Source organism: Brasilonema angustatum (genome assembly GCF_059505445.1).
Window position 1 is genome coordinate 78004 of the sequence record NZ_JCACKO010000143.1, and the last position, 23748, is coordinate 101751.

Genomic DNA, 23748 nt, shown 5'->3' on the forward strand with positions numbered 1-23748 from the left:
CTCCAAGCAGAGCACTTTTAGGGTGGAGTTAATCCAAAATCTAAAATCCTAAATCCAAAATTGGTTGACAATTACCGCCAAAGGACATACTCAACTTGAACCTGAATTGTTATAAAAAGCACTTTTGTCCATAACACTACTAGTACTTCACCACAAAAACTTTAATGGGTAAATCAATTTTCGCTCCTAGTCTTCTTTCCCTCTTCCTTTGCGCTCTTTGTGCCTATGTCCAGAGGACACGCTACGCGAACGCGGTTTTTTATTTTACCCCGCAAAGTTGATGTGGTGGACTACTAGTACTCGACCAACCCAAAATTGCCGGGTTAAGGCAAGCAGGGGAGGCAGGGGAAGCAGAGGAAGCAGGGGGAGAAAGAGATTTTTCTTGCTGCTATTAACCAAGCATTGTTACCTTGGCAGACTACTAGTCTCATCCGTTGAATATTCCCCAGAAATGGCCCTACTCACACCCAGAGAGTTGGATGTGTTGCGTTTAATGGCTTCCGGAGCGAATAACCGTGAGATTGCTCAGTCGCTTTTCCTTTCAGAGAATACTGTTAAGAACTGTGTGACTAATATTCTCAGTCGCTTAAACTTGCGCGATACGCATGATTGCGTCTGCCCTTTGCGCGATCGCACCCAAGCAGCCCTACTAGCTCATTCTCTGTTTAAGTAGTCATCATGAACTACGTACACCAAGGCAGGTGAATATTTCTGGTGTGTTCTGTGTTCTGTGTTCTGTGTTGTGAGTTCTGAGTTCTGATTTCTGATTTCTATTTTTAAGTCCTGTTGTAGTAGCGATAATAGCGCGAATTATTCTACAACGTCGTTTCAAAGATTTGACTGAGTGCTGAGCAAAATTTAAAGCAATAGCAAAAGTAACATTGCCATTTTGGCAGGTTTATTTTTGATAAATCGGATATTAGTAGATTGTGCTAATCGTTATTGATATTTGCACGAGCCATGAATATCTACTGAAGACCACTGAAGTAAAGCTAATACTGAAATAGTGGTTTTAGGAACAATCTTACGCTTTAGGAAATAAGACATGGTACTTTCACTGTCTTCTCATAATGTTATTCATTATCTGCATCAAGCAGGTCTGTGTAGCTCAGAAGAAGGTATAAATTCCTATTTTGAACTCCCGCAAACGAGTCAAAAAAATTTAAATTTACTAGTTACTCTGCCTGGAAATCAGAAGCTGCTGGTTAAGCAAGAACAATGTATTGATAATAACGAAAACCCACATGAGTTTTGGAATGAGTGGTTGTTTCATCAACTACTTCAGCAGTTTCCAGTCTTAGGAAATATTTCTGCTGCGGCATCTTTGGTAGTGCATTTTGAGCAAGAAAAATCTATTCTTGTTCGTCACTACCTCAAGGAGTATTTTGAACTAGCAAGTTTTTATCAAAAAAATTTGCACTTTCCAAAAGCGATCGCAAGCGCTATTGGTAGTAGTTTGGGAGCACTGCATCGTGCCACTTTCAACCGCCGGGAGTATCGTGATTTTATGGCAACTGCTCCTGAAGGACAGTTTCGCTATCAATTTTATAATCCAGCGCAAGGGATAGAGTCAATTGGGCCAGAAATTTTTGGCAATGTTCCTACAGAGGCGCTGAAATTCTACGCTCTTTATCAACGTTATGAGAGTTTAGAAGCAGCAATTTCTGAGTTGGCGTATGAATGGAATCCTTGCTGCTTAACTCATAATGATCTGAAATTGGAAAATGTTTTAGTGCATTCAAGGTGGGAGAAGTTAGACAACTGTCTTATACGACTCATTGATTGGGAAGCTTGTTCCTGGGGAGATCCAGCTTTTGATTTGGGAACTTTAGTGGCAAGCTACTTAACACTTTGGTTAGAAAGCCTAGTGGTAGATCCTACTCTTGAGTTAGAAGAGTCATTACTTCTGGCAGCGATTCCATTGGAAGTGATCCAACCTTCACTACTAACTCTTATTCTAGCTTATCTTGATACTTTTCCAGTGATTCTTGAGTATCGTTGTGAATTTGTTCAACGAGTTATCCAATTTGCGGGTTTAGTTCTACTTCATCGAATCAAGGAAAAAATAAACTTTCACAAATACTTTGATAACTCCAGTATTTGTATGTTCAAATTTGCTCAAAGCTTACTCAGTAGACCACAAGAGTCTGTATTGACTGTTTTTGGGATCACAGAGTCAGAAATCCTAAAGCTGTTTACAAAATTTGTTCAACTTTCTCATCCAAAAAAACAGAATAACTTACTTCGTCTTTATTATAATAAAACTCGTCTACGCGGTTGTTAAAACAGTGAACAGTGAATAGTCTTGTTGGCTTATGCTGAAGGACTAAAACCTAAATTCTCAAACTGATAACTGATAATTCTTCCTTGACAAGTTCCACTCATGCTAGAGTCTTCTACCAAACCACTGCTAAATTCTCTATTGGATATTGCTAGCAATATCGAAATTCAATCCAACTTTTGCATTCGCCATCCAAAATATCAACCCTTTGCCCTGCCATCTAAAATAGCAGAGCGATTTCGACAAAATTCGCCAGCATTACAACACAAGTATCTTGCTCTGCTATTGCGGAATTTCGTTCACGGTATTTATTACAATGGTTCTCTGCAAAGCACGTTGTCACTCAGTAGTGATGTTGCTCATGATTTGCCACAGAAAAACTTGGAAAGCTATTCTAGCTTAGAGATGGATTGGCAATTTTACGAGTTACTACATACCAGTAATCATGGGATAGGCTACTTTGATCCAGATTGGCAATTGTTGCGACGGGAACCAGATGGTAGTATTGCAGTGAGCAAAGGTGGTTTGACGTTGTATGTTGAGTACAATCACAATCTAGAGCCGTCAACGCCAACTGCCAAGGTAGGAGATTTGATAAATATATGGATGCCTAAAAATCGACTACAAAACGGCTTTTATATAGCGCTTAGCAATGTCGGACAGGATTTGCAGACTAACCCGGATACTGATTTGGGGGCAGGGCGAATTTACTTTAATGTTACTCCAATGGGTGCCTTAGCCCTTATGGATAGCTTGACACAACAACTGAACGCTGCAGCAATTCCCTTTAGTTTTCAGGTGTTACACAATCGGGCTGCTTATGGGCGCTATGATTCAGGAGTGCTATCCTTTGAACGCGAAGACTATCCAGCAGTGCGAAAAGTCCTAAGAAGTGTCTATGCAGAACATCAATCTCATTTCCACACAGAAATCCCCTTGTTTACCAAGTTTTTAGCACCTGGCTTGAGTTTAGCTGAAGAACTTAGTCAAAAATTTGCGGTACAGGAAAGTTTTGGGATGAACCGCTGTCAAATCGTAGCGAATGCTTTGTTGGAAGTTTGGCAACAAGATAACGATTCAACTGATCAGCGGATGAAGGCAATTGACTCACATTTTACTCGGCTTGGTATTGATTTACAGCGTCCTTACCTCAATCCTTGCTCTGAGGATATTTATTACCCCTTGAACTGATATAGCAGGGAACAGGGAACAGGGAACAGGGAACACCCGAACGCTTAACTCTTAACACCCGAACGCTTAATAGGCTTGATGATCTCGTGGTGTGCGTATTTTCTCATTAGTTCATGTCCTACTCTACCTGGCAAATACTAGAAACCAGATGATTGCGGTAAAATTGTTTACTGTAGCAGGCTATTTGTTTGCTATATATTTTTGAAGTTTGGCTTGAACTTTGGCTTGAATTATGGCCTTTACATATAACCGCACCATTCACTTTCAAGACACTGATGCTGCTGGGGTAGTTTACTTTGCTAATCTCTTGAGTATTTGTCATGAGGCTTATGAAGAGTCTCTAGTTATCTCTGGCATTAATCTCAAAGATTTTTTCACGAATCCTTCTGTAGCTTTTCCGATTGTTCATGCTAGTGTGGACTTTTTTCGTCCGCTATATTGTGGAGACAATTTGGTTATTAGGTTAATGCCTCAACAGCTTAGTGTTGACAGATTTGAAGTGGCTTATGAGGTGATAGTTGGTGAGGTGATCGCTGCTAAAGCTGTGACTAGGCACGTTTGCATTGAGACAAGTAATAAAACGAAAACAGAGTTGCCAGAAAATATGAAGGAATGGTTGGAGAGAAACAAGAGAGGTGCAGAAACAGCAGAGAGAAGAAAGTCAAGAGAGGTTGTTTGAAACGTTGGGAATCAAGAGTTAAAAGAGATTTTTCTTTTCCAATTTTTATGGGATCATCCCAAATGCAGTACACTCACAAGCGAGCTTTCCGGCTCGCACTACTTTCACACGCATTGGGATGCTGTAATTTTTCTCTTTAATCAGCGAGGCTAGTTTGAAGAAATTTTGTGGCTATTTGCTGTAGCTCTTGACGATTGATTTTACCTTGGGAGTTGCGAGGTAAGGTTTGTACAGGAATCCAATTTTTAGGAATTTTAAATTTGCTGAGTTTCTCTTTCAGCAAATTTCGGATTTCTATATCAGAGGTATTTGAGTCTTTGGGAATGTAAATTGCTGTGACTGCTTGTCCCCAGAGTTTATCTGGTATGCCGATGACACAAATATCTACTACCATTTCTGTAGCTCTAATGGTAGATTCAACTTCTATTGGATAGACATTTTCACCGCCTGTAATAATTTTGTCGCTGTTACGTCCGACGATATGTAAATAACCTTTGTTATCTAAAAAACCCAAATCATCCACTTGTAAATAAGCCTGATTCTCCCAAGTGTTAGGATAGTATCCTAGGGCAAGAGCTTGAGAATTGATTGTGATGTTTCCGATTTGATTTGAATTCAATTCCTCGCCTTGCTGATTGCGAATTTTGATAGAGGCATGGGGGAGAATTTGAGTGCAGTTATCTTTACCATTAAGAAATTCATCTGGTTTGAGGGTAGCAATTTGGGAGGCAGTTTCCGTCATACCGTACGTAGGAGATAAGCGAATATTGTAGTATCTTGCTTTTTCCAAAAGTTCATTCCATGCTGCTCCACCTCCTAATAGTACAGTTTGAAATTGGGATAACCACTGAGTTAACTCTGGATTTTGTAGCAGACGTTGTAACTGTGTTGGTACTAAAGAAATAAAGAAATTGGATAATTGTGTACTGTCGAATTGACGATATTCTACTTCTTTAAATGACAGAATAACGAGTTTTCCACCAGTGGTGAAGGAGCGCATAAATTGCATTAAACCGCTGACGTGATAGAGCGGTAAGACACAAAAAGAATTAACATGATTAATCAAAAAATGTTCTGTAAATCCTCGCACGGATGCGATTAAAGTTTCCCAAGTATGGATCGCAAACTTCATCTTTCCTGATGATCCACCTGTGGGAATCATGATCAGTCCTGAGTGAGGAGATGGAATCATAGGATTTTTTAATTTGGAATAGTCTTGTCCCCAATTCCTAGTCCCTAGTCCCAATATTAAATCCGGTTTTACTAAATCAAAAACTTGTTGCCATTCTTGTTTTGTCCAGTCGGGGTTGCAAAGAAAAACTGGACAACGAGCGGCACTTGCCGCGAGAAAACCTGCTAAAAAGCGCACTGGTTCACGTTCGGCTAAAAGAATTTTGATTGGTGTGCCTCGATAGTATGAAAACTGGGTTAATTCTAAATAAAGTTGTTGGGTTAATTGAGCAAATAAATGGCTATCATGACAAATGAGCCAGTCATTAGAAAGAGGCTGGCAAAATGTATACTGCACAAAATGTTCTAAAGTTTTTTCCATAAATCTTCGGGCGTTGTCTCCTCTTGAGCAAACCAATGGTTGACACCAAAACCCACTGCTCTGTTATTTTGAGATAATTGCGCTGCTATCTGGAGTGCAGCTTGTCTACCAATTGCAGTTTCAAACACGGATGAAAACACAGCATCGATTTTATGCAGTTGACAAAACTGACGCAGACGGGATGGTGAACCGACTATCCCAGGCTTTATCACAAAAATTTCTCGCCAACCTTGTTGGAAGCATGTCGTGAGTTGGTTGAGTGTGGCGACAGATTCATCTAAGGCGATCGCCGTCTGGTAACAATGACTCAACTCCAACATCGCCGCAAATTGATCCACAGATAAAGGCTGCTCAAGAAATTCAATTTCTGGGAATAATTCTTCATTTCTCTTGATATTATCGCAATTCCCGAGCCATAACTGAGCTTGTTCATAGCTAAGTCCGCCGTTGGCATCTAATCGTAGTTTTGCAGAAGCTGGTAAAGTTTGACAGAGTAATTTAAAAATTTCTAGTTCTTGAGCAATGGGATAGACACCAATTTTCCATTTAAAAGTACGATATCCCTCCTTCCACAGCTTTTGCCACGCCTCTAGCGCCGCTTCCCCAGCTGGTAGTAAGGCGCTGTAGCTTAATGTCTCAATTTTTCTGTGATCTTGTACCAGTGGCAACAACCGGCTGGGGTTTAAAGCCCCAGGCTCATAATCCAAGTCATCTAAAGACGACTGGAAAAAGTTTGTTGTCCATTTTAATGGACTTGGGCTATTAGTCCGGAAATTAATTTCCGGGCGGGCGAGGGTGCTAATCATTTCCCAAGCAGACTCAAATCCAAATTGACACGCGCTTAACTCGTCAGGAATAGAGAAAATCGTCTCTTGTGTGATTTGCTGTGGAAGCTGACGGCAAAATTCTAAAGCTTGTTCTAGAGTTTCTGAACCAAACCAACTGATGGGTGCAATTTCCCCCCAGCCGATTTTTCCTGTTTCATCGGTGAGACGAAGAATAATTCCTTCGCGGATATCCCAAATACCATGACTTGTCATGAGCGAAGTCACCAATTTGTGCTGATAAGGACGAAACTCAAATCGATAACCCATTAGAAGCCAGTGCAGGTAAAAAGGTAACTGTTTTGTTTTACCTGTAAAAATACGACCACGAAATATTACTCTTTTGGAAGTTAACTTCAAAAAAATTTACTCTTTCTAGACCTATGACAGTTTATTCATATAATGCTGACTTCTTCAACGGCGATAAGCCAGAGGCTTGACACTACGCGTATCGCCTCAGACTTTACGTAGGTGTTGGTATCGTTGCTGGTTCCGATCCTGACAAAGAACTGGCAGAACTTCAACTCAAAAGCCTCGCGTTGCTAAAAGCATGAGTTTATAATTTTGTCCAATGCTTGTAATAATTGCTTAATAGTGTAATGCTTTGACATTTGGTGAATAATATGCGACAAGAAAAGGTACTGCTATTCAAGCTCAGCTTGGCAAATTTGATTCTGTTTGACTAATTAACTCGTCTTCACTTCGAGCCATCAAATCTTCTATATTTTTGATTAATGTCTGACAAATTTCATCTAAGGGCAAATCATATAAATCGAAACCGAATGGATCTTCTAACTGGTTACCTATTTCTTCTATTCCAAGTAAAGTAAAGCTTATTAACGCCACAATGGGTACAGTCCACCACTGTAAATCATCGACTAAATCCAAGGGTAATATAATAAAATATATCAGTAACAATCGCTTAAGGTAAATAGCATAAATTAAGGGCATTGGTGTTTTTAAAATACGCTCAGAGCCGATTAATGACTCTACCATGTTATTTAGTAAATTATTCATCAACAGCAATTCATCCATACTCAAGCGATTGTTAATTTGCTGCTGTTTGAGATATTCTTCAATCCAAACAGCAATCTTCAAGGGAGGATTTTTCACATTTTGTAATTGTGAATATTGCAATTCTGTCAGAAAAGGTTTTAGTTCGTTGTTTTCTTGTGACTGACGTAAGTGTAATTTAGTGGCAATTGCAAAAGCACTTAATAGCCGCAGAGATGCTGCTTTTTTCTCTCTATCTGTAGGATCATTTTCTAAAATTGCTATCTGAATTTTTCTGCCTAAATTCAGGGAATTAACTACTATCCCACCCCAAATTTTTCGACCTTCCCAATAATGCTCATAGGCAGTGTTTGTGCGAAAAACTAACAACAAACCTAAGACAAGATTAAAAGCTACATTGGTTGTAACGTTGCCAATTTCCTCTGGTAGAGAAAACCCGTAATAGTGGATTATGGATATGATAACTCCAAATCCACTAAACAAAAATATACGAGGTAATATAACAGGAATAACTGAACCTCGTACTCGTAAGGCGGTTTGAAACCAATTTACTTTTTCAGCACTCATGCGATCTTAGCTACTCAACGTCAGACAAAACTTTAACAGTTACCAGTTACCAGTTACCAGTGATCAATTGTTTACTGTTCCCTGTTCCCTGTTCCCTGTTCCCTGTTAAGCGTCTCAACGAGTAATTTCACAACTCCTGCACGGATTGCTATAGTATTTTGTGAGCGCTGATTCATCCTAAATCTTTAAAAGTAAAAGCCTTGGCATCTGCACCTGTGTAAGTCGCCACAATATGACCATTGCCAATCATCTGATATTTGTATGTTACCAAACCTTCTAAACCAACTGGACCACGAGGAGGCATTTGTTGAGTGCTAATCCCAACTTCTGCACCAAAACCATAGCGGAAGCCATCAGCAAATCGGGTAGAACAGTTGTGGTAAACTCCGGCTGCATTTACCAGCGCGAGGAAAGTTTGGGCAGCTTCTGCATCTTCAGTGATAATAGCGTCAGTGTGCTTGGAACCATAGTTGTTGATGTGGGTGATCGCATCCTCCAATGAATCCACAACTTTTATCGACAAAATCAAATCAGAGTATTCTGTCTCCCAGTCTTCTTCTGTTGCATCTGCAATATCTGGTAGAATTTCGCGAGTACGTTCATCCCCTCTCAATTCCACATTGAGTTTTACCAAAACCTCAGCAACTTTTGGTAAAAACTTTGCAGCAATACTCGCATGAAGTAGCAAAGTTTCAATTGCATTACAAGCAGCAGGATAGTTTGTTTTGGCATCAACTGTAATTGCGATCGCTTTTTCTAAATCTGCAGCTTTATCTATATATAGATGACAAATTCCATCAGCATGACCTAATACAGGTATACGAGTATTTTCCTGCACAAATCTCACAAAAGAGTTAGAACCTCTAGGAATAATTAAATCCACATATTTATCTAATCTTAGAAGTTCCAAAATTTCTTCTCGTGTTGTTAACAACTGCACGGCATCTGGATGAACAGCAGTTTGAGAAAGTCCTTGTTTAATCGCCTTAACTATCGCTTCACAAGAACGAATCGCTTCTTTCCCACCTTTGAGAATCACACCATTTCCCGACTTGATAGCAAGAGTCACGATTTGAATTCCTGCTTCCGGACGTGCTTCAAAAATGACACCCAACACACCCAAAGGGCAAGTCACTCGCTTCAAGATTAAGCCTTGATCCAGTTCACGGTGAATCTGCACTGCACCAACCGGATCACTGAGTTTGCCGACATCTCTCACCCCAGCGATCGCATCTCTTAACTTATATTCATCTAACTGCAAACGCTTGTAAAGTGGCTTAGCAATTCCATCTGTAATCGCTCTTTCACAATCAGCAACATTAGCTTGTAAAATTTCATCTTTGGCAGATTCTAAAGCTTGAGCGATCGCCTCAATTGCTTGATTTCTCGCCTCAGTAGAGAGAACTGCCAGCTTGAGTGCGGCTTGTCTGGTTTTTTTAGCCGCTGCAATGATGTTTGATGAATTCTCAACAGAAATAGTCATACTACAAAACTAAGTTTCAATTATCTGTATTTATCTACAGCAGTCCTAAATCATTAGTAAGATTTTCTCTTCTTTTTCTTGGCGTTCTTGGCGTCTTGGCGGTTCGATAATTCTCACAACTCATATAGGATTGCTATATATTTATCTGCGGTTCCAAATACCCCTAAACCAGATTTTTACTCTTCCTGTGCAAGTTGGACTTTCGCCTTTTGCCACAACGTTTCTAATTCCTCTAAAGTGTAATCAGTCAGAGGACGCTCAGCAAACACCTCCATCTTTTGCAAACGCTGAATAAACCGCTGATTTGTTCCCTGCAAAGCAGCTTCCGGATCAAGATTACACCAACGAGCAACCTGCAGAAGAGAAAACATCAAATCACCCAACTCAGCTTGTTGTCGTTCTGGTGTTTCCTCAGCTAACGCCTGCTTAAATTCCGTCAATTCCTCATTAAACTTGTCCCACACCCCATCAATATTTTCCCATTCAAATCCAACAGCAGCCGCCTTTTGGGAAATCTTCATCGTCGCTGCTAACTGAGGAAGCTTTCGTGCATAACGACTGAGTTTATAACTCAGTTTTTGAGTATCCGCCGAAGCTTCTCCTTTCTCAGCAGCTTTTATTTCTTCCCAATTTCGCCGCACATCATCAACACTTTGCACCGACACATCACCAAAAACATGAGGATGACGGCGAATCAACTTTTGTGAAATTCCTTCGGCGACTTCCTTCAAAGAAAATTGTTCATATTCCCTGGCGATTTGTGCTTGCAGGACAACTTGTAACAGTAAATCACCTAATTCTTCGGTGATCGCATCTTGATCCCCACTCTTAATCGCATCTACAACTTCGTAAGCTTCTTCTATCACATATGGTGTCAGCGTTTGAGGAGTTTGCTCCAAATCCCACGGACAACCCCCATCAGGAGAACGTAACTTTGCCACCACATCAATTAATTTTTGCAACGCCACCAAAGTCTCAGCGTTTCTCTCAGTTTGATTAGTTTCCATAATTAATAAAAGCTCTGCGTCCTCTGCGTCCTCTGCGGTTGTAAATCTTATTCTTGGGAGTACATATTTTGTCATTGCGAGCGTAATGAAATGGAGCGAAGCAATCGCAACATCTAGACTTCGCGATTGCTTCATTCCGCTCCGCTCCATTCGCAATGACAAGCGATCTTATTTTGTCATTGCGAGCGTAATGAAATGGAGCGAAGCAATCGCAACATCTAGACTTCGCGATTGCTTCATTCCGCTTCGCTTCATTCGCAATGACAATCTATCATCTTGGTAAATTTGCATGCATTGGGATGCTCCCTTATTCTTTTTAATCAGCAGGCTCCGATCCTACCTCACAATTTATCTATGACTTTGTGAAGATCCCCCCAACCCCCCTTAAAAAGGGGGGCTTTTAACCCTCTTTTACCCCCTTTTTAAGGGGGTCGCCGTAGGCGGGGGGATCTTAACCGAGCCGTATTAGGTGCGGCGGCTATTTTTTGGTTTGACTTTACTCCTATTACCACGACTCGTCACTTTACGTTTCTTCATTTTCGCACGCGGCAGCAATCCGCGAACTCCCTGCTTTTGAAAACGCTTATAAGCTGAACCTCCCCAGTCACTAAGATAATGGCTCATAGCACCAACTTCCAGCCCGACAAATAAAGCAAGAAATTCCATACTGTAGTGAGCGAGCGTGAATTTTACAGTTTCCCCTGTCATCTGCCAATTGAACTGCACATTCCACAGCTTTTCGACAATCAACAAAGTGAAAATTGCCACTATTGCTCCCAAACAGCCCAGATAAACGACACGCAGCGTTGTACCGATGATTGGTCCGTGAGATAACAAAGAACGATGGCGTAAACTTTTTTGATAAGGTAACCAAATAAAACGGAAAAAACCCCAGCGTTGGAACTGGCGAGAGTAAATATCCAAGTCAGGACCGAACATCAGCCCTCCGAACAGAAACCCACCAGTAACCAACAAAGTCAAGTTACCGCTGTTGGTTAGCCAAAAAGCAACACCAGTTACAAACGGCAAAGCCCAGAGAGTAATGCGATCATGAGTCCGACCTGAGGGCATAAACAATTCAAAGTTCAAAATTCAAAAATATTCAAGCCATTGCTAATCAGTATCTTGCTGTCCGAGTCGCAATTCAATCCAACAGATGCAGAATAAGGCAAAAAATTTTTTCTAAGACTATCGCTTTTTCAAAATGTGTGTGCTAATATTGTTTTTGTGTGCAACAGCGGGCAGTTAGCTCAGTTGGTAGAGCGCCTGCCTTACAAGCAGGATGTCACTGGTTCGAGTCCAGTACCGCCCATTTTAAAAGTTAAGTAAGGAACCCCAGGAGGAGACGGCTCCTCAGTTATATGTTCTATTGCACCTCCGCACGACTTTCACGTCGCACTTGGGCGTTTTGTGCAGGTTTTCCCCCGGACAAGAAGAGTTGAAGGAGAAAACAGCCGTTTAAGACATTATTTTCGCCCTATTAGCTAATTTCTCTTTGCCATAAAATATCTGTAACTCTCATCATCCCAGCTTTCAGATGACGGCGATAGGTACTGAAAGGCAAATCTAGTAACTCAGCTGCTTGTTCTTGCGTGGGGGCGGGATTTAAATAAGTTCGATAAACAGCGCGGTAGAGTTTTTCATCACGCGGAGATGATTGTAAGGATTCAACTGCTTGTTTCAACAGATTTTGTAAAACCTTAACCCGTTGGCTTTGCCCGCTGCAAGCATCGCCTAAGTGTCCATCCGGCTTCTCGGATTGCGTGTATGAAGGACTCTCGCTCATACTTGCTTTTGTGGCAACTTGTCCTTCCACTAAGCGCCAGAACACTTCTTGTACGCATCGCGATCGCATTAAGGGATTATTCTGTAATGCATCAGGACAACTAAAGTTACGTAACGCATTCTGCACCGCCTCCACAAATTCTGGCTGACTAAGAACTAACAGAGGTTCACCGACTGGAGTATTCTCTACAGATTCTCCGGCAGTTGTCACCTCTTTTCGTGCCAAAATTTCCTTCCATGCGGCAGGTGACACAATTCGCCAGTCATGACCATAAACACCATAGTGTCTTCCCCCAACTGTAAAATCAGTTTCTCTAAGTCGCACCAAGTCGAAATAGTTTAACATTGCTGTCCAACTATCTGCTTGGGCACAAGGTAGAAAGGTGTATGCTAACCCTGGTGTTTTCTGAAAATACTGCACAAAGTTAATGAAAATTAGACTTTGGGTAGGGGAAACAGCTTGATAGGTGTCCCGCGCCATCCAGAAGCGGAAAATAGTTGCGCCTTCGCCAGGGCGTAATGGTGCATGGGTTTGGAGATATTGCCAAGATGCAACAGCGCCCGGATCTGCACTCAAATCTTTAACCGTTGCTGTATGCAACGCCACCATCATTGCAAATCCCGCAGGTTCGGAGTGCAAGTCACGAAATACTACTACATTCTGTGGTTGGCGCTTCAACCAGTGATCTGCTATTTTTGCTGATTCTTCACCTTCGTATTGTGCCACCATCTTTAGCAGTGGAATTTTGTCAGTTTCCCGTAGTGAGTCTGTTAATAAACTACTTTGCTCACCCCAGGTGAAACAGGATCGAATTGCCGAGTTATCCCGATGCAAAAAAATATAATCAAGTAGCACTTGATGCTTTTCTTGCCCTTGAGTTTGTCCTAGTCGTTTACTATAGTATTGACGCGATCGGTGGTGTAATTCAGTGTACAATTCCGAATTCCGCCAACGCAAGTCAGCAATTAAAACTTCTCGTGCTAAATCGTGGGGAAATAAACCCAATTGTCCTGATTCGATAAACGACAGCCCGCGCAACCACTCAAATAAATCGTGAACATCAAGTACTTCCCCTAAAGAATGAGCCTCACCACCCAAGGTATTTTCAGGCGCAGCCAATATTTGATTTAGTGCGGCTTCGGTAGTCAGCATAATCACCGCACAAGCTTCTAAAGCCATACGGTGTGAGGGTGTTGGTACTTCTTTTATGAATCTTTCCAACAGTGTTTTCACAACATTGGGAGCAGATTCTGCTTGAAAAGAGATTTCTTTTCCCTGAGCAAACACCTCAGCAACTAAAGATAATGCTAGAGGATGTCCGTGGGTCAAATCTAGAATCGCCTGGTGTTGTGTGGTGGGAATATCTCGTGTGGTAAGATAAGTTTGACTTTCTTCTGGGGTCAGGTTGCGTAGGGGAAAAGTGTGCATCAAAGCTTGCCAACCTGGATCGCTACACCAACCAGATGAGGGAGGATTGCGTCCAGCAATCACAACTAAGGTATTAACAGACAAATGGGGTAAGAATCCTTCCCGCAACCATTCATCTAGCTGGGTAATAGCTTCATAGGTATCAATGAAAATTACATTACGTTCTTGTCTTTGGGCTAGCACATCCAAAGGAGAATCTGATTCATTCAGTCCCATCAACGATCGCAACGTGCTAACAAAAGATTCTGGTGCAGCTTCTAGATTACGTCCTTCTACGTAGATTGTTGATATTTTTGACCGTTCACAAAATCGCAAAAACTGCTGCATGAGGGTTGTCTTGCCCACACCGCCATAACCAAAGACGTGCAAAATGTGAAAAGGTAATTCTGGAGCTGCGATCGCACGATCAAATAGCTCCAGTTCCCGCCCACGTCCTACAAATCTGCGATTTCGTTCTGCACTTAGTCGCTCTAATAGAGATGTCATTAGCATCCCTTCCTCAAATTTTACGTAGGATTACTATTTTCAAGTATGAAGGATGTTTTTGATTCATAAAATCTATTTTGACAAAATTTATAAATTAGGTGTTTGATTTATTCAACTAAATAAAAATCAAATAATTCTCTTGACAAATAGCTCTATCAATGAAACTTTTTTGGTCATTATAAAAAATGAGTCAGAAATGAGCAGTTAATGAACACTTTTTGGACTGGAAGATGAGCTAAAGGAGTGCGACTCTAATAAGTGTTCGTTCTAAGTGCTTTTCCAGACATAGCTAGCTGGATATGGAGATGAATTTAGCTAATGAAAAACTTTGCATGGAAAACAGTCATATTTGCACTTATCGGTGCGCTGATACCAACTCAGGTAAAAGCTGTTAGTTTTACGGCAACTAAGGAAGCTGGTGAGACTCTTACTACAGTTCAAGTTATTCCATCGAGACCACTATCGTTGGATTCAATCTCTGGGACAATCTCCCAAACGAATCCTGCCAATTTGTTTAAAATCTACCTAACTGGCGCAAAGACATTCTCAGCTACGACTAAAATCAATCCAGGTAGTCTTGCCGATCCACAGTTGTTTCTATTCGATTCAAACGGCAAAGGCATTTACGCAAACGACGACGAGAGTTCTAATACAAAACAAGCTACTTTGCCCAAAGGTGAATTTTCCCCCAGTAACCCTGGTACGTATTACTTAGGGATCTCTGGTTTTGACTACGATCCTGTTGGTAGTAAAGGTAAAATCTTCTCAGATTTCCCCGATGTTGATTTTCAAACAGTTTTGAAACCATCTGGTACTGGTGATGGATTTCAACTTGAGGAGTTTGACGGCTTGATATTGGACAGTGGGAGTTATAATATCACCCTCACGGGCGTTCAAACTGCTGGTGCGAAAGCAATCCCGGAAGCATCTTCTGGACTAGGTTTATTAGCTTTTGGTGTTTTGAGTACAGGTGCTATTGCCTCGCGTAGAAGACAGCGGGGTAGAACTATAAACGGAATTTCCTAACTTGAGTTGGGGAGAAGACTTGATGAAATGGCAGTTAGTTTCATCCTTCTAAGGATATAACTTCTTGCAACATATAAGCGCGGTAATTGATTTCGACGCGGGTAATTAATTCTTAACTATCAGCAATAAGCGCTTACTTTTATTAGGAGATATGAAAATGAAAAAGAATTTATCTTTCACCTCGCGACGCAGCTTGTTGAAATGGGGTCTTCTAAGCGTTGGTACGGCAGCTTTAACCACTCTACCTGAGATAGTGACTGCACAGACTAATGAATATGGCAAAACTCTGACATTTAATGCTGATGATATTGGTATCCTCAACTTTGCTTTGTTATTAGAAGAACTAGAAGCAGCATTTTATTTACTTGTGCTTAAATCTGGCAAAATTACAGATCCTAAAGAGTATGACTATATCAAAGCTATAGGTTCTCATGAAGCTACCCACGTCAAATTTCTGCGGGAAATTTTAGGTAAAAATGCGACTTTTAAGACAAAAAATCTCAAATTTAACAAAGCTGGGTTAGATGCTGTCCTCACAGACCGCGATACCATCTTGAATACGGCTGTAGCTTTGGAAGATACGGGTGTTCACGCTTACAATGGCGCGGGAACAAGCTTGAAAGACCCCACATACTTACTGGCAGCTGGTTCTATCGTATCTATTGAAGCACGCCACACTGCTGGAGTACGTGCGCTTCTGAAGCGACCTACCACAGAACCAGATAGCGATCGCGCTGTGAGCGATGCTGATTTAGTTCCTGAACTTAATCCATTTAAGGGACGTGCCTACGATGAGCTATACACACCCAAACAGATTATAGCAATTGTCGGCTCTTTGAATATATTGAAAAATCCAATCAACGGCGCACTTGTCGCTTAACCCTAGGAGTTACAAAGAATATGAAAACCCTTTTATCTCTAGCAGGGCAATTAGTTGCCAGCTTTTGTTTGGCAGTAAGGGGTAGAATGCTGATCCTGTCTTTACTTGTTCTATCCTTGCTCACAATCCCCGTAACACCAGCTTCTGCTCAACAAGCAACGCTTACACCCAAGGAAGTTGTGGAATACGCTTTGACTTTAGAAAAACTGGAAGCTGATATGTATAGCCGTGCATTTACTGCAATCGAGAGCGGTGGATTAATGAGTCTGGTAGAACCTGCTAAAAAAGCAATCATGTCCTACGGACAGGATGAGGGTATGCACGTTACAGACTTATCGGCTGTATTAAAATCTCTGGGAGGTAATCCAGATGCGATCGCTATCCCAAAGAACCCCAACTACGATGCTATACTCAATCGCGACCCATTTGCTAATCCTGAAGATTTTCTTCTGGCGTTACAGTATGTTGAAGACACGGGGGTAGCAGCTTATAAGGGACAGGTGCAGAACTTGCTCGCCGCCGGTGATGCTGGTAAAGTTGTCTTAGCTGGAGCTTTGGAAATCCACACTATAGAAGCTCGACATGCTGCTGGTGTTCGCTATATACGGCAAACTTATTATGGTGCAGATGTGCGACCTTGGATAAAAGATGCTAGTGAAGTTATCTTCAACAAAAATCGGCAAGGGTCTAATTCCCCAATTCCCTTCAGTAATGAAGCTTTTGATGGCTACGCTACAAAGGAGGAAGTGCTAGCACTTGTGAGTCCTATCTTAAGCGAGAAGTAAATAAACTTCGGCTGTTCTCCACGCGCCAATCAAAAGCGATATGCCGTGTGGGGAATTTCCTACTTTTGAAGGCGATCGCTCTCATATCATTGGTAATAAGTTAGAAAAAAGTATATTTTGTCAATATCTCTTAGTGTATAAAAAGATTTCCTGATCACAATAATCAGAAAAAGGAGAAGCAGGGAGAGTCCGCCATAGGCATACTCTTCCTGCTTCTGCGATTATCATTATTAAGAAATTCTCAAATACTTTTCGCTTAGGTGAGAAAATTATGTAAATCGGTAGAATTGACGAGTAATTAAGTGATAGTGTCGGTAAATATGGGTGCTCGCCGAAAAACCAACTGACAACTCAGATTTAATGTGTTCCCATAAACGCTCAATGGGATTAAGCTCTGGACTATTGGCGGCTGTTAACCTTCCTCCAATAACCGTTGCAACGCGACCCTCATTTCTTCAGGAGTTGTGGTTGTGGTACCAAACCGTCGCACGACAATACTAGCTGCCAAATTACCTAAAACTGCAGCTTCCCAAGCCGACGCCCCAACGGTTAAACCTAAAGTTAACGCCGCCACCACAGTATCTCCAGCACCTGTGACATCAAACACCTTCGTCCGATTAAAAGCTGGGATGTGAAATGCGCTACCCTCGCGGTTAAACATACTCATCCCTTGCTCACCACGGGTAATCAGTATATGTTGCGCTTGCGTCAACGCCAGCAAATCTTGTCCTGCTTGAGTCAAAGTTGCTTCATCAGTAATTCCATAACCAGCAGCAAGTTCTGCTTCCGGCAAATTTGGAGTAAACAATGTTCCTCCACGATACCGTTCCAGATTTTTTTGAGCATCCACAATTGTTCGAGAAGCAGACAATGCTGCTGAAATCACAGGTTGAGTTAGAGTTCCATCCCCGTAGTCAGAACAGACAACAGCATCTACGGAATTAATTTGTTCTTTAATATATTGAGATATCTGAACTTGTAAATCTAAGTCTGGCAAATCATCCGACTTTCGGTCTAAGCGAACAATCTGCTGTGTCACCGATTGACGGGAATGACCAGAAATCCGGGTTTTAGTTACTGTTGGGCGACTGGAGTCAACAAAAACGCCATCAGTATTGATTCCCGCAGCTTCCAGAAGACTACGTAGCGCCTTTCCTTGTTCATCTTTGCCCAATAGCCCTACTGCCAAAACTTTTGCTCCCAGTTGGGCAAAATTATAAATCGCATTTGCCCCACCTCCTGGGACTTGCTTGGTGGTTTCATGGCGCAGGATCAACACTGGTGCTTCCCGAGAAACTCTTTCGACTTGACCTGTGAGAAACTCGTCTAAAGTTAAATCTCCGATAACCAGTACCCGTGCAGAAGCGAATTTTTCCAATAAAAAGAACAAGCGGTCAGCCGAAGCACGCAGTAAGATGGCAAAATCAGGGTCTAAAGACATAAAGCACAAGAATATTCAACACACAAGCCAATGATTCTACAACCCAAACTCGGCAAATGGCGAGATGAGAAGTGAGGGAATGAGGGAATGAAGGAATGAAGGAATGAAGAAAGTTTCACTCCCTCCCTCTCTCCCTCTTTCTCTCCCTCCTCCTACTCCCGCCACTGCACTTGAACAAAATACGCCTGTCGTCCCCAAAGGTCACGCGTATGTGTGATATTTTCAATTTTGAGGTTAAAGGGAATGGAAGTTGTCAGGTAACGCTGTGCTAAAGCACCAATGTCAGGAGCTAGTTCAGCCGCTGTTGTCGTCGCGACCCCCAAACCTATCAGTTGCTCAATTAGTCCTCGCGGTAGCAGCAGATGCATCCCCACTGCTAGCCCTGCTGTCAGCAGCATTTCTACTGATACATTTGTTCCACAACGGGGGTGTACAGCCAAGTCCCATTCTCCGTTGGTGAGGCGATGTAGAGCGAGTGTGACTGCACGTCGCAAATCGCTGATATTAACTTCACCATAAAGATAGAATCCCCGCTCTGTGGACAAACCGCCTAAGAGTTCGTTGTCAACTTGGAAATTGCTTGGTCTTGGTCTTGCTGTGGAAGCTTGGACGTTTTTTGATGCACTCAGAAGCCAAACTGTAGCGTGTTCTAGAGCATGAACCTGACGCAGCATTAAAATTTCTTTTAATCCAGGCAAAAACGACAGCTGTCTGAGTAAATCAGCATCTTGTGTGGGCTGAGGTACTGTAAAATCAGAATTGAAAAAGTTATAGAAAGACAAGCTACCTTTAGCAGAAGCGGAAGTATTCATTGCTACACTGCTTCCTAAGCTAATAAACCAATAGAGATTTCTTTTTAATGTAGCGTTTTAGCCTGGAGATAGTTGCTAAATTTTGTTTACTATTTGGTTTACTTTGATTGACTAAAGGCAAAATCTTAATAAGGACACATAGCAACGGCAAGGTTCTTCCATTTAAAAGCCAAGAAAGCTTGGTTTCTCTGCTCTGGTGGACAAACTTAAAAAAGAGCAAAGCTGCGCTTTCTGCCGCGCTTTTCGTGTCCTTATGCGTACAGATCGAATAATCTGAGGAAATACAACCTCTACCCAAGACAACATAGTCGAGTACTCTGTGGTGCTTGATTTTGAGAGGTTTACACTTATACGTTAAGTTGTGAGGAGAACAATAAGTAACCAGTCAAAATGAGCTTGGCAGTATACTAGCACTTTATCTATTCTTTTTGCTCAGGCCGAGGCAAAGTACAGCAATTAACATCATTCAGGCAGACTTTGCCCCATTGCAAAGCCCAGCGGACAAGAGCCACTCGGTTGTCGGTACCTGTTTTGGTGAGAATATTGCTGATATGATTATCAACCGTACGCTTGCTTATTTCTAATTTACCTGCAATCTCTTGGTTAGTTAAGCCAGCGGCCACTAAGTCGATAATTTGCAGTTCTCTGTCTGACAGACTAACGGGGGTCTGAGACTCGCCACCAGCCATAGAGTTACTTTATCCTCCTTGGTATATGTACTCAATCGCTCTATCCCATTCTAGAAGATTCTTTTGTAGGTAGATGTTTCAAGTGTAGGCATAAATACTATTTTTCTTTGAGAGTTGGGTTTACAGTATCGGAGCAGAAGATAGAAAAAGATCAAGATTGAAAACCCGAAATTATCAGGACGCTATCCTTGCTCCCCCCACACCATTACACTTCACCTCATCCCAAATCAGTTATTTATAAGTAATTTTTATAAAAAATAAATTAAAAATAATAGAAATAATACTGATGGCAAATAAGCACTGATCACCATCGTTAATGGCTAAATTAATTCATAGAAATTGCTATTTCATTGTATGAACGACTGCCAACATAGTGACACAAATTATTGTAGATTTTATACTGGCAAATCCTAATCCAAAATCTGAAATTCAATGAGTAATCCCCGTGTTTTGTGCCTGGGTGAAGTTTTATTTGATCGTTTAGCTGATCAACTGGGGCGAAAGCTAGAAGAAGTTGAGTCATGGACTGCCTACCCTGGAGGAGCACCAGCTAACGTCGCCTGTGCTTTAGTGAAGCTGGGGACACCAGTGGCATTTATTGGTTGTGTTGGTGAGGACGCACCAGGTAATGAATTGGTAGAATTATTACAAGAAGTAGGTGTGGGTACAACTGGAGTACAGCGTCATTCTACAGCACCAACGCGGCAAGTAAATGTTGTGCGTTCTCTTGAGGGCGATCGCACTTTTGCTGGATTTAAAGATTATGAAACTACAGAATTTGCTGATACGCGCCTCAAAGCCGATCAATTACCGAAGGAGTTATTTCAAGCAGCAGATTTTCTGATTTTAGGTACTCTGGGACTAGCGTATCCTGAAAGTGGGCAAGCAGTTCACCGCGCCCTTCAACTGGCTGAGCAATATGATGTCAAAATTTTGCTCGATGTCAACTGGCGTCCAGTATTTTGGACAAATCCTGACATCGCTCCACAAAAAATTCAAGAATTATTTAAGTATATAGACTTTATCAAACTTTCAAAAGAAGAAGCAGAATGGCTATTTGATACCGCAGATCCAGGGGTAATCACTTACCGCCTTGGTACTGTTGAGGGTGTACTGGTGACAGATGGAGAACATGGCTGCGCCTACTGCCTTGGCGAAAACGAAGGCAAATTACCTGCTTTTTCTCCCTCCGTCGTTGATACAACAGGTGCAGGGGATAGCTTTGTCGCTGGTTTCATGCACCAGTTGCTCACTCACGGAATCCAAAGCTTAAATGATTCAGAAACTGCGAGAAAAATCGTGAAATATGCAAGTGCAACGGGGGCATTAACGACAATGAAAGCGGGGGCGATCGCATCTCAACCCACCGCAGATGAAGTGGAAGCTTTTCTCGCTTCGCATCAAGTTTAGGGGCTAGCACAGGTAGCTGCGATCCTAGGACAGCAATAAGGCGGGAAGAATCTTCTCTGCCTTTTGCCCAGCAAAATTGTTCAATTTCTATGGTGACAATATAGTTCAGTTAAGGCTTTAAGTTAAGTAAAGTTAAGATTTGTTCCCAAGCATGGAAATTGAGTGTGTTGCATCTGGTTGTATTTGTCGTTGCTGTCTCCTAATGTTCTCAGCCGAGCTAAAAAGGTGAGAGTTATGTCAAAAACAGAGCATGAATGCTGCGCTGTAGAAAAGGCAATCTTAAAAAGCTTTAATCGTCAATCTCTACTCTCCAACGACAATTCGTTTTGGAACGGTATCCGCTTCCAGTTCACTCAAAGTAGAAGCGCAAGTGCATTGCCAGATGAAGTAGTCTTTCCAGAGAATGCGATTCATATTTATACAGATATGCCCTCTGGGTACCTTCTTGAAGCACGAATTAATGGACGGTTGCAAAAAAGCTCTCTTGTCACGGGTCATAGTCTCATCATTCCACGCGGCACAGTTTATTGGCAATCAGATAACCACAAAAGCCGAGGGATTACCTTAGGTTTTCATTTCAGCTTTCTTGAGCGAACTCTCTGTGAATCGATTGACTTAGATTGTCTTGAACTCCATCCTCAGTTTCCGACGTTTGATCCGCTTATTTATCAAATTGGGCTGGCGCTCAAAGCTGAACTAGAACATAATCGGCATTCTAGCCGTTTATATGCAGAATCTGCCGCGACGTTTCTTGCCACCCATCTTTTCCACCATTACGCCCAAGGTAAACAAAAGGAGCTAATCACAACAAGTGGCTTGCCTAAGTACAAAGTACAACAGGTCATTGATTACATCCATGCCAACCTTGAGTGTAATATTGGCTTGACTGAATTGGCTGACTTAGCTCAAATGAGTCTGTCGCACTTCTCTCGATTATTCAAACAGTCAACCGGATACTCTCCTCATCAGTTTGTCATTAAGTGTCGTGTTGAGCGTGCTCGTGAACTTCTCCTCAAAGATGACTTGTCAATCGCGGATATCACTTACAAAGTTGGCTTTGCGAATCAAGGACATTTAACCAGTCATTTTAAGCGCCTGTTTGGAGTCACACCTAAAGTCGTTCGAGCAAAATAGCACAAACGTGTAAAAAAAAGCAAAAACTTGTAAGACCAAATAAGAGTGCGATCGCTACTTTAGAAATCAGGACGCGCTGCAAGTGTCATATCTTGCTTGGTCTTACAAACTACGAGTTAAAGAATTCTGCTACCTGCACTCGCGTCCTAGAAGTAACAAAACCAGAAAGCTCTTAAGGAGAGATACTCTTATGGCGACAAAATTTACTGGCGGTTGTCTATGCGGATCTGTCCACTACGAATGTTCAGTCGAACCGATTACGATGGGTAATTGCCACTGTCGCGATTGCCAACAAGCAACAGGAAGTGCTTATGCTTCCGCGCTTCTCGTGCCGCAGAGTGCAGTTACCATTACCGGAGATGTGAAATACTATGACGTAATAGGTGATAGTGGAAATCTTGTTGGTCGAGGCTTTTGCCCAAACTGTGGTTCCCGATTATTTAGCAAGCCCCCAATTCCCGGACTTATAGGTATTATGGCAGGGAGTCTTGATTATCCAAGCTGGTTTCGACCTACGATGGATCTTTACGCAGTGAGTGCCCAACCCTGGGATTACATGAACCCAGATCTACCCAAGTTCGACAAGATGCCAGTGATACAGCAGAGTCTCGAAGAAACACATGGGTGTAGGGGTGTGAGGATGTAAGGGTGTAGGGGAGCCACTGCCCTTCGGGGAGAACCTCCGGTTCCGCTGCGCTAACGCAGTCGCCTACGGAGGGAGACCCTGCTGCAGCGCTGTCTCACCGTGCGCGGGTTCCCCGCGTTGAGGCATGTGGCGTGAGCCAGTACAGCAAGCGCGTAGCGTGGCACTTTGTGCCATAGGAGGGGAGCTAGTGCGTTGCGGAGAGCAGCGCCTTGCGAGGGTTCCCCCCGTTGTGGCGACTGCGGAGGGTTCCCCCCGTTGTAGCACCTGGCGTTTTCCCGACAGAGGTATCTGGCGTGTGTAGGGGTGTAAGGAAAAAAGGTGTTTTTGTCAGCTCAAATGCTAAGCGTCAAAAACGCACGCTACGCTAAAAGCATAACGAAAACCATACTCTGAAAACATCCTCTTAAAACAACTACTCTATGACTGTAGAAATCCAGACCGAAAAAGACTTTCTTACAGCAAGCACTAATATCAAGACAAATCAAGAAACAGAAAACGAAAAAGTTCTATGTTCTCATTGTAAGCGCACCGCTACAAACGGAATTAAATGTAAAGGGATGTGTGTGGCGGATAATGACTATTAACGCAATGATTGACAAAAAGCACTTTTTCTGCAAATTTCTTCAA

At 42.1% G+C, this 23748-nt stretch carries 20 protein-coding genes, 1 tRNA gene and 2 pseudogenes; 13 read left to right on the forward strand and 10 right to left on the reverse strand.

The window, feature by feature from the left end; translation table 11 throughout:
• Window positions 1-445 precede the first annotated feature (445 nt).
• The 4 genes and pseudogenes from AC5JM2_RS29065 to AC5JM2_RS29080 all read left to right on the forward strand — a co-directional run.
• Window positions 446-673 (forward strand): annotated as a pseudogene (locus tag AC5JM2_RS29065) (response regulator transcription factor); the annotation flags it as partial.
• 372 nt (window positions 674-1045) lie between these two features.
• Window positions 1046-2284: a phosphotransferase family protein gene (locus tag AC5JM2_RS29070; RefSeq protein WP_495838533.1), complete on the forward strand. Its 1239-nt coding sequence runs from the start codon at window positions 1046-1048 to the stop codon at window positions 2282-2284.
• A 99-nt stretch (window positions 2285-2383) separates the two neighbouring features.
• Window positions 2384-3472, forward strand: coding sequence for a T3SS effector HopA1 family protein (locus tag AC5JM2_RS29075; RefSeq protein WP_495838535.1), 1089 nt, complete (start codon window positions 2384-2386; stop codon window positions 3470-3472).
• Window positions 3473-3704: 232 nt separating this feature from the next.
• Window positions 3705-4151, forward strand: a complete 447-nt coding sequence (locus AC5JM2_RS29080) for an acyl-CoA thioesterase (protein WP_495838537.1) — start codon at window positions 3705-3707, stop codon at window positions 4149-4151.
• Window positions 4152-4287: 136 nt separating this feature from the next.
• Here the strand turns inward: AC5JM2_RS29080 and AC5JM2_RS29085 are convergent, their stop codons facing one another.
• Window positions 4288-5703 carry a 2-succinylbenzoate--CoA ligase gene (locus tag AC5JM2_RS29085; protein ID WP_495838538.1) on the reverse strand — a complete coding sequence of 472 codons (1416 nt, stop codon included), beginning with the start codon at window positions 5701-5703 and terminating at the stop codon, window positions 4288-4290.
• Window positions 5688-6797 (reverse strand): o-succinylbenzoate synthase, encoded by a 1110-nt coding sequence (locus AC5JM2_RS29090; RefSeq protein ID WP_495838654.1) that lies wholly within the window; start codon window positions 6795-6797, stop codon window positions 5688-5690. The genes AC5JM2_RS29085 and AC5JM2_RS29090 overlap by 16 nt, the downstream gene beginning before the upstream one ends.
• Window positions 6798-6985: 188 nt before the next feature.
• Here AC5JM2_RS29090 and AC5JM2_RS29095 point away from each other — a divergent pair.
• Window positions 6986-7081: pseudogene (locus AC5JM2_RS29095) on the forward strand (hypothetical protein); the annotation flags it as partial.
• A 100-nt stretch (window positions 7082-7181) separates the two neighbouring features.
• Here the strand turns inward: AC5JM2_RS29095 and AC5JM2_RS29100 are convergent.
• From AC5JM2_RS29100 to AC5JM2_RS29115, 4 genes are all read right to left on the reverse strand, one after another.
• Window positions 7182-8108 carry a bestrophin family protein gene (locus tag AC5JM2_RS29100; protein WP_495838540.1) on the reverse strand — a complete coding sequence of 309 codons (927 nt, stop codon included), beginning with the start codon at window positions 8106-8108 and terminating at the stop codon, window positions 7182-7184.
• Between the two features lie 172 nt (window positions 8109-8280).
• Window positions 8281-9591: a glutamate-5-semialdehyde dehydrogenase gene (locus AC5JM2_RS29105; RefSeq protein WP_495838542.1), complete on the reverse strand. Its 1311-nt coding sequence runs from the start codon at window positions 9589-9591 to the stop codon at window positions 8281-8283.
• Between the two features lie 176 nt (window positions 9592-9767).
• The gene (gene mazG, locus AC5JM2_RS29110) at window positions 9768-10598 is read right to left on the reverse strand and encodes a nucleoside triphosphate pyrophosphohydrolase (RefSeq protein ID WP_495838544.1); all 831 of its coding nucleotides are present in this window, start codon (window positions 10596-10598) and stop codon (window positions 9768-9770) included.
• 465 nt (window positions 10599-11063) lie between these two features.
• Window positions 11064-11669 carry a metal-binding protein gene (locus AC5JM2_RS29115; protein ID WP_495838546.1) on the reverse strand — a complete coding sequence of 202 codons (606 nt, stop codon included), beginning with the start codon at window positions 11667-11669 and terminating at the stop codon, window positions 11064-11066.
• Between the two features lie 168 nt (window positions 11670-11837).
• Between AC5JM2_RS29115 and AC5JM2_RS29120 the strand changes: the two genes are divergently transcribed.
• Window positions 11838-11910 (forward strand) — tRNA-Val (locus AC5JM2_RS29120).
• A gap of 168 nt (window positions 11911-12078) precedes the next feature.
• Here AC5JM2_RS29120 and AC5JM2_RS29125 read toward each other — a convergent pair.
• Entirely contained in the window at window positions 12079-14298 is a 2220-nt protein-coding gene (locus AC5JM2_RS29125; protein ID WP_495838547.1) for an ATP-binding protein, read from the reverse strand.
• A gap of 318 nt (window positions 14299-14616) precedes the next feature.
• Between AC5JM2_RS29125 and AC5JM2_RS29130 the strand changes: the two genes are divergently transcribed.
• The 3 genes from AC5JM2_RS29130 (at window position 14617) to AC5JM2_RS29140 (ending at window position 16989) form a co-directional block, all read left to right on the forward strand.
• Window positions 14617-15324, forward strand: a complete 708-nt coding sequence (locus AC5JM2_RS29130; protein WP_495838549.1) for a DVUA0089 family protein — start codon at window positions 14617-14619, stop codon at window positions 15322-15324.
• A gap of 157 nt (window positions 15325-15481) precedes the next feature.
• Window positions 15482-16204 carry a ferritin-like domain-containing protein gene (locus AC5JM2_RS29135; RefSeq protein ID WP_495838551.1) on the forward strand — a complete coding sequence of 241 codons (723 nt, stop codon included), beginning with the start codon at window positions 15482-15484 and terminating at the stop codon, window positions 16202-16204.
• Between the two features lie 20 nt (window positions 16205-16224).
• A complete protein-coding gene (locus tag AC5JM2_RS29140) occupies window positions 16225-16989 on the forward strand; it encodes a ferritin-like domain-containing protein (protein WP_495838553.1) in 765 nt (254 codons plus the stop codon).
• Window positions 16990-17401: 412 nt separating this feature from the next.
• Here AC5JM2_RS29140 and rfaE1 read toward each other — a convergent pair whose 3' ends face one another.
• From rfaE1 to pedR, 3 genes are all read right to left on the reverse strand, one after another.
• A complete protein-coding gene (rfaE1, locus tag AC5JM2_RS29145) occupies window positions 17402-18430 on the reverse strand; it encodes a D-glycero-beta-D-manno-heptose-7-phosphate kinase (RefSeq protein ID WP_495838555.1) in 1029 nt (342 codons plus the stop codon).
• Between the two features lie 152 nt (window positions 18431-18582).
• Window positions 18583-19242: a DUF6391 domain-containing protein gene (locus AC5JM2_RS29150; RefSeq protein ID WP_495838557.1), complete on the reverse strand. Its 660-nt coding sequence runs from the start codon at window positions 19240-19242 to the stop codon at window positions 18583-18585.
• Between the two features lie 419 nt (window positions 19243-19661).
• The gene (gene pedR / locus AC5JM2_RS29155) at window positions 19662-19931 is read right to left on the reverse strand and encodes a photosynthetic electron transport-dependent transcriptional regulator PedR (RefSeq protein ID WP_169267727.1); all 270 of its coding nucleotides are present in this window, start codon (window positions 19929-19931) and stop codon (window positions 19662-19664) included.
• Between the two features lie 432 nt (window positions 19932-20363).
• Here pedR and AC5JM2_RS29160 point away from each other — a divergent pair, with 432 nt between their 5' ends.
• The 4 genes from AC5JM2_RS29160 (at window position 20364) to AC5JM2_RS29175 (ending at window position 23705) form a co-directional block, all read left to right on the forward strand.
• Window positions 20364-21341, forward strand: coding sequence for a carbohydrate kinase family protein (locus AC5JM2_RS29160; protein ID WP_495838560.1), 978 nt, complete (start codon window positions 20364-20366; stop codon window positions 21339-21341).
• Between the two features lie 234 nt (window positions 21342-21575).
• On the forward strand, window positions 21576-22475 hold the full coding sequence (locus tag AC5JM2_RS29165; RefSeq protein WP_495838562.1) for a helix-turn-helix domain-containing protein: 900 nt from the start codon (window positions 21576-21578) through the stop codon (window positions 22473-22475).
• A 190-nt stretch (window positions 22476-22665) separates the two neighbouring features.
• Window positions 22666-23121, forward strand: coding sequence for a GFA family protein (locus tag AC5JM2_RS29170; RefSeq protein WP_495838564.1), 456 nt, complete (start codon window positions 22666-22668; stop codon window positions 23119-23121).
• Window positions 23122-23540: 419 nt separating this feature from the next.
• Window positions 23541-23705 carry a DUF8639 family protein gene (locus tag AC5JM2_RS29175; RefSeq protein ID WP_495838566.1) on the forward strand — a complete coding sequence of 55 codons (165 nt, stop codon included), beginning with the start codon at window positions 23541-23543 and terminating at the stop codon, window positions 23703-23705.
• The last annotated feature ends 43 nt before the right edge of the window (window positions 23706-23748 follow it).